Source organism: Pyxidicoccus sp. M15 (assembly GCF_056858435.1).
In genome coordinates, this window is record NZ_CM166495.1 from 1367884 (window position 1) to 1383444 (window position 15561).

General features: G+C 72.0%; 13 protein-coding genes. 8 read left to right on the top strand and 5 right to left on the bottom strand.

Going from position 1 to position 15561, the window contains the following annotated elements; all coding sequences use genetic code 11:
- Nucleotides 1–100: 100 nt before the first annotated feature.
- Nucleotides 101–946, bottom strand: coding sequence for an urease accessory protein UreD (locus ACX9TP_RS05500; RefSeq protein ID WP_482978660.1), 846 nt, complete (start codon nucleotides 944–946; stop codon nucleotides 101–103).
- 338 nt (nucleotides 947–1284) lie between these two features.
- Here ACX9TP_RS05500 and ACX9TP_RS05505 point away from each other — a divergent pair, with 338 nt between their 5' ends.
- Complete coding sequence (locus ACX9TP_RS05505; protein WP_482978661.1) at nucleotides 1285–4344, top strand: serine/threonine-protein kinase; 3060 nt, start codon at nucleotides 1285–1287, stop codon at nucleotides 4342–4344.
- Nucleotides 4341–5234, top strand: coding sequence for a sigma factor-like helix-turn-helix DNA-binding protein (locus ACX9TP_RS05510; protein ID WP_482978662.1), 894 nt, complete (start codon nucleotides 4341–4343; stop codon nucleotides 5232–5234). Before ACX9TP_RS05505 ends, ACX9TP_RS05510 begins: the two co-directional genes overlap by 4 nt.
- A 12-nt stretch (nucleotides 5235–5246) precedes the next feature.
- On the opposite strand, the gene ACX9TP_RS05515 is transcribed toward ACX9TP_RS05510, so the two are convergent.
- Nucleotides 5247–6158 (bottom strand): LysR substrate-binding domain-containing protein, encoded by a 912-nt coding sequence (locus ACX9TP_RS05515; protein ID WP_482978663.1) that lies wholly within the window; start codon nucleotides 6156–6158, stop codon nucleotides 5247–5249.
- A 68-nt stretch (nucleotides 6159–6226) separates the two neighbouring features.
- Between ACX9TP_RS05515 and ACX9TP_RS05520 the strand changes: the two genes are divergently transcribed.
- The gene (locus ACX9TP_RS05520) at nucleotides 6227–6532 is read left to right on the top strand and encodes a catalase-related domain-containing protein (protein ID WP_482982366.1); all 306 of its coding nucleotides are present in this window, start codon (nucleotides 6227–6229) and stop codon (nucleotides 6530–6532) included.
- 24 nt (nucleotides 6533–6556) lie between these two features.
- On the opposite strand, the gene ACX9TP_RS05525 is transcribed toward ACX9TP_RS05520, so the two are convergent.
- Nucleotides 6557–6922 (bottom strand): PilZ domain-containing protein, encoded by a 366-nt coding sequence (locus ACX9TP_RS05525; protein ID WP_482978664.1) that lies wholly within the window; start codon nucleotides 6920–6922, stop codon nucleotides 6557–6559.
- Nucleotides 6923–7091: 169 nt separating this feature from the next.
- Nucleotides 7092–8210, bottom strand: a complete 1119-nt coding sequence (locus ACX9TP_RS05530) for a hypothetical protein (RefSeq protein ID WP_482978665.1) — start codon at nucleotides 8208–8210, stop codon at nucleotides 7092–7094.
- Nucleotides 8211–8297: 87 nt separating this feature from the next.
- On the opposite strand from ACX9TP_RS05530, the gene ACX9TP_RS05535 reads away from it, so the two are divergent.
- From ACX9TP_RS05535 to ACX9TP_RS05545, 3 genes are all read left to right on the top strand, one after another.
- Nucleotides 8298–8849 (top strand): YaeQ family protein, encoded by a 552-nt coding sequence (locus ACX9TP_RS05535; RefSeq protein WP_482978666.1) that lies wholly within the window; start codon nucleotides 8298–8300, stop codon nucleotides 8847–8849.
- Nucleotides 8846–9208 carry a hypothetical protein gene (locus ACX9TP_RS05540; RefSeq protein WP_163989898.1) on the top strand — a complete coding sequence of 121 codons (363 nt, stop codon included), beginning with the start codon at nucleotides 8846–8848 and terminating at the stop codon, nucleotides 9206–9208. Before ACX9TP_RS05535 ends, ACX9TP_RS05540 begins: the two co-directional genes overlap by 4 nt.
- Nucleotides 9209–9281: 73 nt before the next feature.
- Nucleotides 9282–12074, top strand: a complete 2793-nt coding sequence (locus ACX9TP_RS05545; RefSeq protein WP_482978667.1) for a M20/M25/M40 family metallo-hydrolase — start codon at nucleotides 9282–9284, stop codon at nucleotides 12072–12074.
- A gap of 60 nt (nucleotides 12075–12134) precedes the next feature.
- Here ACX9TP_RS05545 and ACX9TP_RS05550 read toward each other — a convergent pair whose 3' ends face one another.
- On the bottom strand, nucleotides 12135–13064 hold the full coding sequence (locus tag ACX9TP_RS05550) for a LysR family transcriptional regulator (protein ID WP_482978668.1): 930 nt from the start codon (nucleotides 13062–13064) through the stop codon (nucleotides 12135–12137).
- 118 nt (nucleotides 13065–13182) lie between these two features.
- Here ACX9TP_RS05550 and ACX9TP_RS05555 point away from each other — a divergent pair, with 118 nt between their 5' ends.
- Complete coding sequence (locus tag ACX9TP_RS05555; protein ID WP_482978669.1) at nucleotides 13183–14196, top strand: zinc-dependent alcohol dehydrogenase family protein; 1014 nt, start codon at nucleotides 13183–13185, stop codon at nucleotides 14194–14196.
- Nucleotides 14197–14252: 56 nt separating this feature from the next.
- Complete coding sequence (locus tag ACX9TP_RS05560; RefSeq protein WP_482978670.1) at nucleotides 14253–15560, top strand: leucine-rich repeat domain-containing protein; 1308 nt, start codon at nucleotides 14253–14255, stop codon at nucleotides 15558–15560.
- Nucleotide 15561 lies beyond the last annotated feature (1 nt).

The window sequence follows — 15561 nt, forward strand, 5'->3', positions numbered from 1 at the left end:
TACTTCCCCCTCTATTCCGGCCCACACCTTGTCGTGGGGGCAGGCCCCGCATTGTCGTGGAGAGGGGATAAAAGTTCCCTGCCGCGCCGCGTCTGGCGCCTTACACCCGCCGCGCCCACGGGTCGTCGCCCAGCAGGGGCGGCAGGAAGGACAGCCAGGCTCGGGTGGCGCGCAGCAATTCCTCCACGGAAGAGGCGGCGGCGCGCAGCAGCAGTCCGTCCGTGCCGAGCGGACTGACGGAGGGAGTCAGCGCCGCGCGGGAGGACACGGGCAGCGCGGCGAGCTGGGCGGAGAGGGCTTCTCGTGCGGAGGCCAGCGCCGGGCCCAGCAGCAGCACGGAGGCCAGCGCGTTGAAGCGGCCCAGGCGCTCGGGCAGGGGCCCGTGTGCCGGGTCGAGCAGCCAGCGCTCGTCCACCCGGGTACGGCCGTCCACGGTGACGCGCAGCGTGGACGTGTAGTGCGTGAAGGCCCAGCGCTCGCCGCTGGCATCGCGACCGGAGGTGACGAGGTCCACGAAGACGAGCGAGGCGCTGGAGTGCAGGTGCAGGTCGAACGTCTGCGCATACCGCGCGCCGGTGAAGCACACGGTGGGGTCCGGCACCACGGCGAGCAGCGCGCCTTGCTCCACGCGGGCGGTGAGCTCGCTGCGGCAGCCCTGGGGAGAGCGGTAGACGCGGTTGGCACCCTGGGTGGACACGAATGCGGAGGCGCCCGGTGCCACGTCCACCTCCAGCGAGACATGGTCCCCATCCACCAGCCCGCCGCCCAGCGAGGAGGTGTACGCCCACGCAGCGTGGCCGTGGTTGCGCGGGGTGAGCAGCCGCAGCGGACTGTGCGCGAGCGCGGTGCGCACCACGGTGCGCTGTCCCACGCGCTCGAAGGCGAGCCGCGCGAAGCCGGCGCGTCCTGTGCGAGAAGGCGCCTCCGTGGGCACGTGGGCATTCATGGACGCGAGCCTGCGGCAGGTGCCTCACCGAGGCGAGTGCAATCGCCCGCGGACTCTCTCCGTACGAGACTGCGAGCTCACGCTTCTGGGAAGGATGGCGAAACCGCAGGAATGAGAGGCCCAGGCGCGAGCCGTCTCGCGGAAGGAACGTTCCTTCCGCCGCGGCGCCCGTCGGCGGGAGCATCCCGCGTCCTCAATCAGGCTCCGACACGGTCCACCGGGGTCGCAAAAATCTCCGCTCACTCCAGCTGTCGCTCGCCGCGCAACCGTCGGGCGGGGCCCTTCTGGAATGCTGGTACGCTTGCCACAGTATGACGATGTGCCCGGCCGAGACGACCTTGAGCGACCTGCTGGCGGGGTTGCTGCCTGCCGAGCAGAAGTCCGGAGTCCTGGCGCACGTCGAGGGCTGTACCGACTGTCAGCGCGTGCTGGCCGCGGCGGGGGATGACTCCGTCTCCTCGAAGGCGGACCCGAGCGTGTCCGCCGCGCCGCTGGAGCGCGGCGCCACGCTGTCTCGCTATGTGGTGCTGGAGCGCATCGGCGCCGGGGCCATGGGCGTGGTGTACGCGGCCTATGACCCGGAGCTGGACCGCCAGGTGGCGCTCAAGGTGCTGCGCCCCGAGGGCCGACAGGTGGAGGAATTGCGGCTGCGGCTGGTGCTGGAGGCCCAGTCGCTGGCCCGCCTCTCCCACGCCAACGTCGTCTCCGTATTCGACGTGGGCACCCATGACGGCTGCGTCTTCCTGGCCATGGAGCTGGTGGACGGCGTCACGCTGGCGGAGTGGCTGAAGCAGCCGCGCTCCTGGCAGGAGGTGCTGCGCGTCTTCACCGAGGCCGGACGTGGGCTCGCGGCGGCGCACGCGGCGGGCCTGGTGCACCGCGACTTCAAGCCCGCCAACGTCCTCGTCGGACGGGACGGACGCGCGCGGGTGACGGACTTCGGCATGGCGCGCCCCCTCAACCGGGGGCAGGGCTCCGTCCCTGGCGCGGGGCCCGGCCCGGCCGCGTCCACGGCCAGCCCGCTCACGCGGACGGGCGTGCTGCTGGGCACGCCCGCGTACATGGCTCCGGAGCTGCTCGGCGGGCGACGTGCGGACGCGCTGTCGGACCAGTTCAGCTTCTGCGTGGCCCTGCATGAGGCCCTCTACGGCGTGCGCCCCTTCGAGGGCGGCAGCCTGGAGGAGGTGGCCCGCGCCGCGCTGGAGGGCCGGGTGCGCCCCGCGGCCCCGGGCGCGAAGGTGCCCGCCTGGGCGCGGCGCGCGGTGCTGCGCGGCCTCTTGCCCCGTCCCGAGGAACGCTACCCGTCCATGGAGCCGCTGCTGGCGGCGCTCTCGCCTCCGCCCCGGCGCGTGTGGACCCGGGTGGCGGCGATGACGGTGGTCGCCAGCCTGCTGGGCGCCGCGGTGGCCTGGCCGCTGGCGCACCGGACCGAGGCGCGCTGTGCGCAGGAGACGCAGAAGCTCACCGGCGCCTGGGGACCCGCGCAGCGCGAGCAGGGGCGCGCGGCCTTCCTCGCCACGGGCACGCCGTACGCGGCCGTCGCCTGGGAGAAGGTGGCCACGGTGCTGGACGCGCACGCCGCCCAGTGGCGCACGCTGCGCGCCGAGTCCTGTGTCCTGGCCCATGAGCAGCCCGAGAGCACCGCGTGGCAGACGGCCGCCTGCCTCGACGCCCGGCTCTGGCGGCTCGCCGCCGTCACCGACGTGCTGCGCAAGGCGGACGCACAGACGGTGCGCAACGCGCAGCAGCTGACGGCGTCGCTCGAGGGACTGCAGGGGTGCCTCGACGCGCCGGAGCTCTCCACCCGCCCACAGCCGCCGGATGCACTGCTGCCCCGCGTGGACGCGGCCCGGCGCAAGCTGGCGGATGCCGAGGCCCACCGTGCCGCGGGCCGGTACGAGGAGGGGCTCCGGCTGACCTCGGTCCTCCTCGAGGACCTCCAGGGGCTGGACTACAAGCCGCTGGAGGCCGAGGTGCTCCTCACGCACGGCTACCTCACCGCCCTGGATGACCGGCCGAAGGAGGGCGAGGACCTCCTCTACAAGGCCGTCTGGGCCGCCGAGGCCGGACGCGACGACGAGACGCTGGCCCGCGCGTGGAACCTCCTCCTGTGGGTGGTGGGCGACCTGCTCTCCCGCCCGGCGGACGCGGAGCGCATCACCCGACACGCTCAGGCCGCCGTGGAGCGGCTGGGCCGCGAGCGCTTCCCGGTCATCACCGCGGACCTCCACTTCTGGACGAGCAAGGTCCTGCTGACGCAGGGGAAGTACGACGAGGCGGACGCCGAGGCCTCCCGGGGCCTCGAGCTGGCGCGCCGGGCCCATGGTGCGGAGAGCCTGCGCACCGCCGACTTCCTCAACGTCCTCGGCCGGGCCCGCTTCCGCCAGCGGCGGTTCGAGGAGGCCCTGCGCTTCCACCAGCAGGCCCTCGAGCTCCAGGAGCGGCTGTTGGGCCTGGAGCACCCCGACCTCAACATCGCCCTCAACGGCCTGGCCCTGGCGTACGACGAGCTGGGCCGCCCGGAAGAGGCCATTGCCACGCTGCGCCGGGCCATCGCCATCGTCGAGCGGACCGAATTGAAGGAGAGCGCCACCCTCGCGATGCTGCTGGGCAATCTCGGCATGAAGCTGCGCGCCCAGGGAAAGGTTGCCGAGGCCCGGGGCTACCATTCGCGGGTGCGTGCCATCTTCGAGCGTGTCCACGGGCCGGACCACCCCTCCACGGCCCTGGCGCTGGCGAACCTGGGGCAGTTGGCCGGTGACGCGGGCGAGAGCGAGGAGGCCCTCCGCCTGGTGCAGGACTCGCTGGACCGTTTCCAGCGCTCGCTGGGGCCGGACTCGCGGCGCAGCGTCTCGACGCTGCTCTACCGCGCGCACCTCTTCATCCGGCTGGGTCGCTTCGCGGAGGCGCGGCGCGACGCGCGGCATGCGCGGGCCATCCTGGAGAAGGTGCACGGGCCGGACAGCCCCGACGTCGCCATGGCGCTCACACGTCTGGCCGACGTGGCGCTGGCGGCTGGCGAGGGCCGGGAGGCGCTCACGCTCTGCCAGCGCGTGCGGGAGCTGGATGCGAAGGTCCAGGGGGAGGACTCCATGGACGTCGCCATCGCCGACAACTGCATCGCGGAGGCCCGGCTCCTGCTGGGCGAGCCGGCCAAGGCGCTGCCCATCGTCGAGCGCTCCCGGGCCCGCCTGGACAGCTCCTCCAGCGAGCAGATGGACGCGGCGTGGGGCGCCTTCGTGCTGGCCCGGGTGCTCGTGGCGCTGAAGCCACCGGACAGGGCCCGCGCGGCCACCATGGTGAAAGAGGCACGGGCCCGGTTCGAGCACATCGGCGGCCGTGCCCGGTGGGAGCTGGACCAGGTCGTGGCCTGGCAGCGACGGGAGGGTTTGCAATGAGTGACACCCCGGAACCCGGCGCCCTCTCCGAATTGCTCCGCGCATACGTCCCGCTGGAGTGCCGCGCGCAGGTGGCGGCGGTGGACGGGCTGGACGCCCTGCTGGCGGAGCACCTCGCCGCGGCACGGAGCGCCTGGCCCACGGTGGCGCTCCCGGTGGAGACCTTCCTGCGCCACGTGGCCCGGCACGTGCCGGCCGAAGCGACGGCGGACGTGCTGCGCCAGCTCCACGGCGCGGACCTGTACCTCGCGTGCGCCTGCGCCGAGGGCAACCCGCAGGCCCTGCGCGCCTTCGACCAGCACATCCTCCAGAAGGTGCCGCCGAAGCTGGGCGGACTGCCGCACGCCACCGTGGACGAGGTGCTCCAGGTGCTTCGCTCGCGGCTGCTGATGGGCCGGGGCGACGCGCCGCCGAAAGTCGCGGACTACTCCGGCCGGGGCCCGCTGCTGGCCTGGGTGCGCATCACCGCCGCGCGCATCGCCGGCGAGCTGGCGCACCGGGACGGGCGCCAGGAGCTCTTCGACGAGCCCCCGGAAGCCTTCGCGCGGATGCTCTCCACCGGAGACCCGGAGCACGAGCTGGTGCGCAGGGACTCGCGCGAGCTGCTCGTCGACGTGCTCCGCAAGGTGCTCGCGGCCCTCCCCGAGCGCGAGCGCGCGCTCCTGCGGCTGCACCACCTCCACGGCTTCACCATGGACCGGCTGGCCGCGCTGTACGGTGAGTCGCGCTCCGGCATGCAGCGCCAGGTGGCGCACGCCCGCGAGCGGCTCCTGAAGCTCACCCGCGCGGAGCTGGCGGCGCGGATGCGGCTGGAGGGCTCGGAGCTGGAGAGCCTGCTGGGCCTCGTGCGCAGCCGGCTGGACTTGAGCCTCAACCGTCTGCTGGGCTGAAGGCCGGGCGCGCTACTTCCGGGGCCAGGCGTCCTTCATGGCCCCGGCCACCTCGCGCAGCGCGCCCGTGAAGGGCGAGCGCTTCCTCCAGATGAGGGCGAGCGTCCGCTTGGGGGCCGGGGCCGCGAAGGGGCGCACCCGCAGCTCCGAGCGCTTCACCTCGGTGGCCACCGCGAGCGACGGCAGCAGCGTGACGCCCGCGCCCGAGGCAATCATCTGCGTGAGCGTGGGCAGGCTGGTGGCGCGGAACTCCAGCTCATGCGCGCGTGCCTTGGAGCACAGGGCGAGCGCCTGCTCCCGGAAGCAGTGCCCCTCGTCCAGGAGCAACACGTCCTGCCCGCGCAGCTCCGCGGGCGTGGCCTCGCCCTTCTTCTGTCCGAGCGGGTGGTCCTTCGGCGTCACCAGGAAGAACGGGTCGTCCGCGAGCACCGCCGACTCCACGTCGCCCAGGTCCGCCTCCAGCGCGACGAGCGCCGCATCCAGCCCGCCCCGCTCCAGCTCCCGCGTCAGCGCCTCCGTCTTGTCCTCCAGCCAGCGCACGGTGAGCCGGGGGAAGTGCTTGCGCAGCGCGGGCGTCACCGCCGGTAGCAGGTAGGGCGACACGGTGGGGATGACGCCCAGTCGCAGGGTGCCGCTGAGCGGGTCGCCCGCCCGCCGCGCCGCCTCGGTGAGGGCCTCCACGTCCAGGAGCAGGCGCCTCGCACGTTCGACCAGTTCCGCCCCCACGGCGGTCAACAACACGCGCCGCTGGTCTCTCTCGAACAGTTGCACCCCCAACACGCCCTCGAGCTGGGAAATCTGCGCGCTCAGCGACGGCTGGGACACATGGCACCGTTCCGCCGCCTTCCGGAAGCTCAGTGAATCCGCCACCGCGACCACGTACTGGAGCTGACGCAGGGTGAAGGGATGGGGGGCGAGGTTCATAGTCCCAGGCTATCAACTCCATCCCCAAGGGCGGAGAGCGCAACCTTACCCAGGAGCGGGCCCAGGCCATCCAGGCGAAGGACTTCAACCACGCCACCGGTGACTTGTTCGACGCCATCGCCCGCGGCGACTTCCCCGAGTGGGAATTGCAGGTGCAAATCATGGAGGACGGCGTGCTGCAGGGCTGCACGTTCTCGTATTCGGACACCCAGCGCTACCGCGCCTTCCAGGACTGGGAGCGGGACGGGCTCATCCAGAACCTGGTGGGCGCGCTGAAGCAGTGCGACCGGGACATCCAGGACCGGATGGTGCACCACCTCACCTGGTGCGACGCCGACTACGGCAAGCGCGTCGCGCAGGGGCTGGGGCGCTAGTCAGACGTACCCCGGCGGGGGCGGCTACGGCGAGTCCGGGCTGCCCTCGTCCTCGGGGACGAGCACCGTCTTGAGCTGGTCCAGCATGGCGGGCGACGCTTCGGTGAAGGCGAGGCCCACCTCGAAGCGGGCCACCGCGTTGGCGGGGAGCTTCTTCGTCCATGCCACGCGCGCCACGCAGCTCAGTGACGTGCCGTCCTTGAGGAACAGGTCCAGCTCCAGGGGGATTTTCTCGCTGAACTCTTCGTCGGAGTAGATGCGCACCCCGCCGAGGCTGGCGTCCAGCACCTGCTGCCAGTCCACCCGCCGCAGCCGTGCCGGGCGTGCATACAGCGGCGCCGCGAGCCGGGGAAAGCGGCGGCGGTCCGATGGGGAGTCACTCTCGCTCACGCTGTGCCTCATGCGCCTTCTCCGGGAGGGTGCCCGGCGCACCTCCCGGACAACCTGGAGAAGCATAGGGGATTCCCACATCTACAAGGAAATCCGTGGCCATGTTTCATCCGAGCCGCCCGGGGCGGAGCTGGCGACAGCGGCTCGGACGCGGGGCCTGGCTGGCTGCCTAGAGGGCGGCCTCGACGGCCTTCTCCAGCTCCGGGCGGGTGTGCCAGTCCACGGGGCGGCGGCCCGTGACGAGCTCCAGCGTCCCGTCGGTGAGCGCCACGGAGGCGTGCTTGTCGGTGCGCAGGTGGATGCGCTTCACCTTGTCGCGCAGGGTGGAGCGGCCGATGTCGTCCTTCACCAGCGCCTCCAGCACCTCGCGGGCGCGCTCCGCGAGGAAGCCGAGCGCCCGCAGCTCCTCCGCGCTGCTGGAGTCGACGCCGGGCGCGAGGCCCAGGGTGACGGACGTCTCGGTGGCGCCGCGCACGCGGGCCTCCACGGCGGCGAGCTGGCGGCGCAGCTGGAGCAGCGAGGGGACGGGCACCGAGTCGCGCCTGAGCGCGCCGAAGGCGGCGATGTCGAGGATGGAGATGGCCTCGATGGTGCCCACGGGGATGAGGACGGCCTCGTCGTAGGGCATGCCGCTCTCGGAGGGCACGTAGAGGAGCACGGCGCGGCCCTCGCGGCGGTCCTCCAGCATCTCCCGCACGAAGCCGCTCGCGGTGCGCCCGCTGCGCAGGGAGAGGCCGACGCGCGGCAGCATGAGGGGAATGCCGGCCTGCTGGCGCGCGGCGATGCGGAGCAGCGCGTGCAGCGTCGCGTCCAGGCCCTTCGCGTCCCAGTCGAGGAACGCGCGCAGCGGGTCAGTCACGCTGTAGATGTGGGGCGGCTCGGGCGCGGCCTCCAGCGCCTTCTGGATGGCCTGCTGCCGGTCCTCCACCTCGTCCACGTTGGTGGCGGGCTCGTGGTCCAGGGTGAGCACGCCGTCGCGGAAGGTGGCCACGCTGGACGCGGAGGAGTTGCCGGCGCTGTTGCGGATGACGACGCGCTCGAGCGAGCCCTGGAGCGACTCACGCCCGAGGTCATCCTGGCTGACGGCGCGCAGCGCGCCGATGAGCGGGGTGAAGTAGACCTTGGGCCACGTTTCCTCGTAGAGGTGCTCGTAGCCGTCCACGGCGAGGCTCGTCCAGTCGACCTCCACCGGCACCTCGAAGCGGGCGGCGGCGTCGATGTCCTTCTTCAGCTTCGGGTAGTGCGTCTCCTCGAACTGCTTCGCGGCCTTGCGCTCGGCGATTCCCATGCGGCCTCCAGGGTGTGGACGGCCGGCAGTCTCGTCCAGGCCGCCGCGAGCCGACAACCAGGGGGATGGGCTATACCGCACGCCCTGATGACCCTCGTTCCGACGCTGTACGACTTCCAGGTGTCCCTGAGCCACGTCGACCGCTCGATTGACCAGCCCACGCTGGTCATCAAGCTCGCGCGCCACCCGTCGGAGACGATGCAGCGTGCGTGGCTGCGGGTGCTCGCGTTCTGCTGGCTGTGGGAGGAGCGGCTGGCCTTCGGCAAGGGCCTGGCCGAGCCCGACGCGCCGGACCTCGAGTGCCGCGACTACACGGGCCTCGTCACCCGCTGGGTGCGCGTGGGCAAGGCGGACCCGGTGAAGGTCCAGCGCGCCGTGGACCAGAACCCGCACGCGAAGGTCGCCGTGGTGTTCGAGTCCGTCCAGCGGATGGAGGCCTTCCTCGCCGAGGCCCGCGAGGCGAAGGCGGCACGCGTGTCCAAGGCGGAGCTCGTCGCGGTGGATGCGGACCTGCTGAGAGACCTCTCCCAGTTCGACACACGGCGCATCAGGGTGTCGGTGACCATCTCCGGTGACCACGCCTATGTCGAGTGCGACGGGCAGAGCTTCGACGGTCCGCTCATCCGCGCCACTCCGTGAAGCTGGAGCGCCATGTCGGAGGGCTCTCGCTCGCCCGGAAGGCCCACTACCTGCGCGCGCGCGGCTGGCGCGAGGAGGAGAAGGGGCGGTGGTCCAACGATATCTTCGGCCTGCACCCGACGGCGAAGGCCTTGCATCACCAGCTCACCGACGACCTGAGCCAGGCGCTCCGCCAGCGGGGCTGGCAGGTGCTCGGGTACTCCGAGCGGGGCTATGTGCAGCTCCGCGACGGTGAGCGTGGCAAGCCGTGCTCACTGCCCAAGGCCTTGCGGACCCAGGCCCGCCGCGAGAAGCGGCCCGTCGCGGAGCTGACCTACTCCCTGTTCCTCGCGGCGCTGCTCGACGTGGAAGGCGGGTGACTCCACGGGAATGCAATCGAGTTGCTCAGGCAAATGATTGAGCTATGCGGGAGGCTTTGCGATGGTTTCCCTCATGAAGCGTTGCCTCCTGCCCTGTCTCGTCCTCGTCGCCTGCGCCACGCCACCGAGCCCCGCGCCCACCGCGGAGCCCGTGGCCACCTCGTCGCCGCTTCCCCAGGAGGTGCGGCTGGCCGACCTGCGGCAGCTCACCGACGGAGGAGAGAACGCGGAGGCCTACTGGTCCTTCGACGGGAAGCAGCTGTCCCTCCAGGCCCGGCACGAGGGAATGGGGTGTGACCGCATCTACCGCATGGCCCTGGACCCGGCGGGCGCGAAGCCCACGGTGACGCCGGTGTCGAGCGGGAAGGGCGCGACGACGTGCGCGCACTTCCTGCCGGGAGACCAGGAGGTCATCTACGCCTCCACGCACCTGGGCGGCGAGGCGTGCCCGCCGCGCCCGGACCACTCCATGGGCTACGTCTGGGCGCTCTACGACACCTACGACATCTTCAAGACGCACGCGGACGGCACGGGCGAGCTGGCGCGGCTGACGGAGACGCCGGGCTACGACGCGGAGGGCACCGTCTGCGCGAAGGACGGCTCCATCGTCTTCACCTCCGTGCGGGATGGAGACCTGGAGCTGTACCGCATGGACCGGGACGGGAAGAACGTCCGGCGGCTCACGAGCTCGCCCGGCTATGACGGCGGCGCGTTCTTCAACGCGGACTGCTCGAAGATTGTCTGGCGCGCCTCGCGCCCGCGCCCGGGCAAGGAGCTGGAGGACTACCAGGGCCTGCTGGCCCGGGGGCTCGTGCGGCCCACGAAGCTGGAGCTGTACGTGGCCAACGCGGACGGCTCGGAGGCGAAGCAGATTACGTGGCTCAACGCCGCCTCCTTCGCGCCCTTCTTCCACCCCAACGGCAGGCGCATCCTCTTCTCGTCCAACTACGGCGACCCGAAGGGCCGCGAGTTCGACATCTGGGCGGTGGACGTCGACGGCTCCAACCTGGAGCGCATCACCCACGCCCCGGGCTTCGACGGCTTCCCCATGTTCTCCCCCGACGGGAAGTGGCTGGCGTTCTCCAGCAACCGCGCCACCGCGCCCGGGAAGAACGACACCAACCTCTTCCTCTCGCGCTGGGTGGACGACGCGAAGCCCGTCACCGAGGCCACGGCCACCGACCGCATCAAGCAGGACGTCACCTTCCTCGCGGCCCCGGAGCGCGAGGGGCGTGGCATCGGCACCACGGGCCTGGAGGCGGCGGGCCAGCACCTCGAGCAGCGCTTCCAGTCGCTGGGCCTCTCGCCCGCGGGGGACGGCGGCACGTTCCGCCAGGTGTTCCCGGTGACGACGGCGGTGAAGCCGGGCGCGGGCACGCAGGTGACGCTCGGCGGGACGGTGGTGCCGGCGGACGCGTTCACGGTGCTCGGGTTCTCCTCGCAGGGTCTGGCGCAGGGGCCGCTGGTGTTCGCCGGCTACGGCATCGTCGAGCCCTCGCTGAAGGTGGACGACTACGCGAAGCAGTCGGTGAAGGGGAAGCTCGTGGTGGTGCGGCGCTTCGTGCCGGACACGGCCGCGTTCTCCGACACCGACAAGCAGCGGCGCTTCGGGGACCTCCGCTACAAGGCGTGGGTGGCCGCGCAGCGGGGAGCGAAGGCGCTCCTCGTCGTCGACTGGCCGGAGGCCCCCACGCCGCCCCAGAAGGACTGGCAGTTGCCGCCGGAGGCGTCGCTGCCCGGCCTGTCGCCCGAGGGCCACGGCGACGCCGGCATCCCCGTGGTGGTGGTGAAGCGCGCGGCCCTGGCGCCGCTGATGGACGCGCTGACGCGGGGCAAGCGTGTCGAGGCCCGCGTCGAGACGCGGCTCGACTTCGAGAAGCGTGACGCCTTCAACGTGGTGGGCCTGCTCGCGGCGGGGGAGGGGAAGCTGCCCGGCGCTATCGTGATTGGCGCGCACTATGACCACCTGGGCCTAGGCGGGCGCTTCTCGCTCACGCCGGACCGGCACGAGCCGCACGGTGGCGCGGACGACAACGCCTCCGGCGTCGCGGGCCTGCTCGAAATCGCGCGCACCCTCGCGGAGCAGCGCGCGAAGCTCCCGCGCGACGTGCTCTTCGTGGCGTTCTCCGGCGAGGAGACGGGCGTGCTCGGGTCCACGTACTTCACGCGGCAGCGCGGTGACGCGGGGATGAAGGACATCGCGGCCATGCTCAACCTGGACATGGTGGGCCGGCTGCGCGCGGGTGGGCTGACGGTGCTGGGCGCCGAGTCCGCCGGGGAGTGGGGCCCGCTCATCTCCGCCGCCTGCGAGCAGGCCCGCGTGTCCTGCACGCCCAGCGGCGACGGCTACGGCCCCAGCGACCACTCGCCGTTCTACGCGGCCGGCGTCCCGGTGCTGCACTTCTTCACGGGGGCGCACTCGGACTATCACAAGCCGTCCGACACGGTGGACACCCTCAACGTCGCGGGCACGGAGCGGGTGGCGCGCATCGTCTCCACCGTGGCGCTGTCGCTGGACGGGAAGACGGCGCTCACCTACCGGAAGGTGCCGTCGCCCGCGCCGCGCGGGGACATGCGCAGCTTCAACGCCTCGCTCGGCACCGTGCCGGACTACGCGGGCCCGTCAGACGGCCGGAAGGGCATGTTGCTCGCGGGCGTGCGCGCCGGGGGCGCGGCGGACCAGGCGGGCATGAAGCGCGGCGACATCCTCGTGCGGCTCGGCAAGAGCGTGATTGGCGGCGTGGAGGACCTGATGTTCGTGCTCAACACCTCCAAGCCCGGCGAGACGGTGCGGGCCGTGGTCATCCGCGACGGGAAGGAAGTGCCGCTGGAGGTGACGTTCCAGGAGAGCAAGCGGCCCCGCTGAAGACAGGCGCCTGCCGTGCAGGACGAAGCTCGCGCCGCGGAAGACGCCCACCCAGGAGCGCTACCCGCGGCGCCGTGGACGGTGGACCGTGCTCAGCCGCCCGGGGATGTGCGCCGCCAGCACGTCGATGGCGGTGCGCACCTTCGACGGCAGGTGCTTGTTCTGCGGCCACACCGCGAAGATTTCGTTGCCGTAGCGGGGCACGTCGCGGAGCACCAGGGTGAGCTGCTTCTTGCGCAGGCGCTCCCCGACGAGCCAGCACGGCAGCCACGCCAATCCGGCGCCCTGCACGGCGGCGTCGGCGATGGTCTCCAGGTCGTCGAGGCGCAGGCGCGACGGCACGGCCACCTGCCTCAGGCCGCCCTGGCCGTCCGGGAACCCCCACTGCTTGGACACGCCGTTGCGGCCGTAGACGACGGCCTCGTGCCGCGCCAGGTCGTCCAGCGTCCGGGGGCTGCCGTGCTTTGCGAGGTACGCCGGTGAGGCGCACACCACCATCTCCTGCACTCCCAGCCGGCGCGCCGTCAGGTTGGCGGTGTCGGCGAGCGGCGCGACGCGGACGGCCAGGTCGTAGCCCTCCTCGATGAGGTCCACCACGCGGTCGCTGAAGGAGACTTCCACCTCCAGTCCCGGGTGCTCGCGCGTCAGCTCCCACAGCAGCGGCGCCGCGCAGTGCCGGCCGAACAGCACGGGCATGCTGACGCGCAGGCGGCCGGTGGGGGCGCGGCGGCCGGAGTCCAGCGCGGCCTCGGCGGCCTCCAGCTCCGCCAGCGCGCGCACGCAGCGCTCGTAGAAGGCCTGCCCGTCGTCGGTGAGGCTCTGGCGGCGCGTGGTGCGCTGGAACAGGCGCGTGTCCAGCCGCTCCTCCAGCCGGGCAATGCTCTTGCCGATGGCCGAGCGCGACAGGCCCATGCGCTCGGCGGCGAGCGCGAAGCTGCCGGCCTCCACGGCCTGGACGAAGGTGAGCACTCCGCTGAGTCGGTCCGTCATGGCGCTGCTCCGATTGGTGCCTCCCTGTCCGCAGTGAGTCGACGAAGTGTCGCCACTGGAGACGGGGACGCGCCTCTATATCCGGCGTGCGGCTTTCACGCATGAACCGGAGCGGACGATGAGCGGCACGATGAAGCAGTGGCGGTTGGAGCAGCCCGGCCGGCAGCACCTGAGGCTGGCGGACGTGGCGATTCCGAAGCCGGGCGCGGGCGAGGTGCTGGTGCGCGTCTCGGCCGTCTCCCTCAACTACCGCGAGAAGCTCCTGCTGGATGGCGGCGGCTATGCGGGCATGACGGGCCCCCTCGTCCCGACGTCCGACATGGCCGGTGAAGTCGTCGCCACCGGCGCGGGCGCGCGGCGCTTCCAGGAGGGTGCGCGAGTTCTCGCCAACTTCCAGACGGACTGGGTGGACGGGCCGCCGCCCCGGCAGATGCGCAGCCTGGGCGCCTCCGCCCCCGGCGTGCTGGCCGAGTACGTGGCCATGCCGGAGGGCTGGCTGGTCGCCTCACCCACGACGGTGGATGACGTGCAGGCGAGCACGCTGCCCTGCGCGGGGCTCACCGCGTGGACGGCGCTGATGGGCTCGGGCGCGCCGCTGCCGGGACAGACGGTGGTGACGCAGGGCACGGGCGGGGTGTCGCTGTTCGCGGTGCAGCTCGCCTCCGCCATGGGGGCGAAGGTCATCGTGCTCTCCGGCGACGAGGGCAAGCTCGTCCGCGCGAAGGCGCTGGGCGCGGCGCATGGCCTGCACCGGGGCCACACGCCCGACTGGGACGCGGCGGTGCTGGAGCTCACCGGAGGGCAGGGCGCGGACCACATCCTGGAGCTGGCCGGGGGCGACAACCTCGGGCGCTCGGCGAAGGCGCTGGCGCCGGGGGGACGCATCTCCCTCATCGGCGTGTTCGAGGGCTTCGACGTGCGCTTCCCCACCGTGCCACTGATGCAACGACATGGCATCATCCAGGGCATCTTCGTCGGGCACCGGCGCGGCCTGGAGGAGCTGGTGCGCGCGGTGGACGCGCTCGCGCTGAAGCCGGTCGTCGACACCGTGTATCCGCTCGCGGAGTTCCCGAAGGCGCTGGAGCACCTGGACCGCGGGCCCTTCGGCAAGCTCGTCGTCCGCGTTCGCTGAGCTGTTCCTCGCGGCGGTTCCATGGCGTGATGGCTCCCGGAAGGGAGCACCGGGCCATGGCGGCGATGCAGGACTGGGGGCGGGAAGCCTCCGCTCGAGAGGTGTGGGCCCACGTGGAGGCAGCGGGGACGCCCGGGTGGCGGCGGGAGCTGGCCTCCTGGTGGAAGGGCATCACCCAGCAGGGCGTCCTCTTCCACGAGGGAGACCTGGAGGCCGACTCGCTCGTCGTTGGCCCCCGGCCGCTCGTCGTCTCTGGCAGCGTCCGGCTGAAGGGGCTGCTCGAGGACGGCCACAATGCGGACCACACCCTCCTGGTGGTGCTGGGAGACCTGGAGGTGGAGAACGTGGCGACGTTCTCCGCCATGTTCATCGCGGGCAACGTCCGGATTCGGGGGCTGCTCTTCGGCGACTCGTTCGGAGATGACGTCTTCTGTGTCGGCGGAGGGCTGCAGGCACACACCCTCGTCGAGCAGCACCACCACCTCCAGGTGCACGGCCCGCTGGACGTGGACGTGCTCGTGGGCGACAAGCTCACCGCGACGGAGAAGCCCCGCAAGAGGCTGGAGCCGCACGAGGCGCTCCTGCCGGGGGCCTTCACCGTGGAGGACGAGGACGAGGGCGACGTCACCGACTCGACGGTGGACCGGAAGGGGCTCCTCGCGAAGCTGCGCGCGGGGCAGCCCCTGCTGGCGGACACCCGGCTCGGTCCCGTGGAGAAGGCCATCGCCGCCGTGAAGGAGAAGGCGGCGCGGGGCGAGAAGGCGACGCGACTGGGGCTCGCACAGAAGGAGCTGAAGGCCATTCCCGAGGAGGTCTTCTCCCTCACCGGGCTGGAGAGCCTCACGCTGGACACCAACGACATCGCGGAAATCTCCCCGCGCATCGGCGAGCTGCGCGCGCTGAAGAGCCTCAGCCTGGAGAGCCTGCTGCTGACGACGCTCCCCGTGGAGCTGTGCCGGCTCCCCGCTCTGAAGAAGCTGAGCCTGCGGTACTGCAATAACCTCCACCATCTCCCGGAGGCGTTCGGCGAGCTGGAGTCGCTGGAGGAGTTGTACCTCGACGCGATGGCGCTGGAGGGCTTCCCCGAGGTGCTGACCCGGCTGCCGCGGCTGAAGAAGCTCTGGTTCTGGCGCTTCTTCAAGACGACGCCGGGCCGGGTTCAGCTCCTGGTGGACGGGCTCGGGAGGCTGCCGAAGCTGACGCACGCCGGCTTCTTCCAGGGAGAGCTGTCCGCGCTGCCAGGGGGACTCGCGCCGCTCGCCCGGCTCAAGCAGTTCAAGCTGGCGCTGGACCGCGTCCCCGAGCCGGAGATGAAGCGACTGGAGAAGGCGCTGTCTCCTGGATGCCTGCACGTGGGGTACTGAG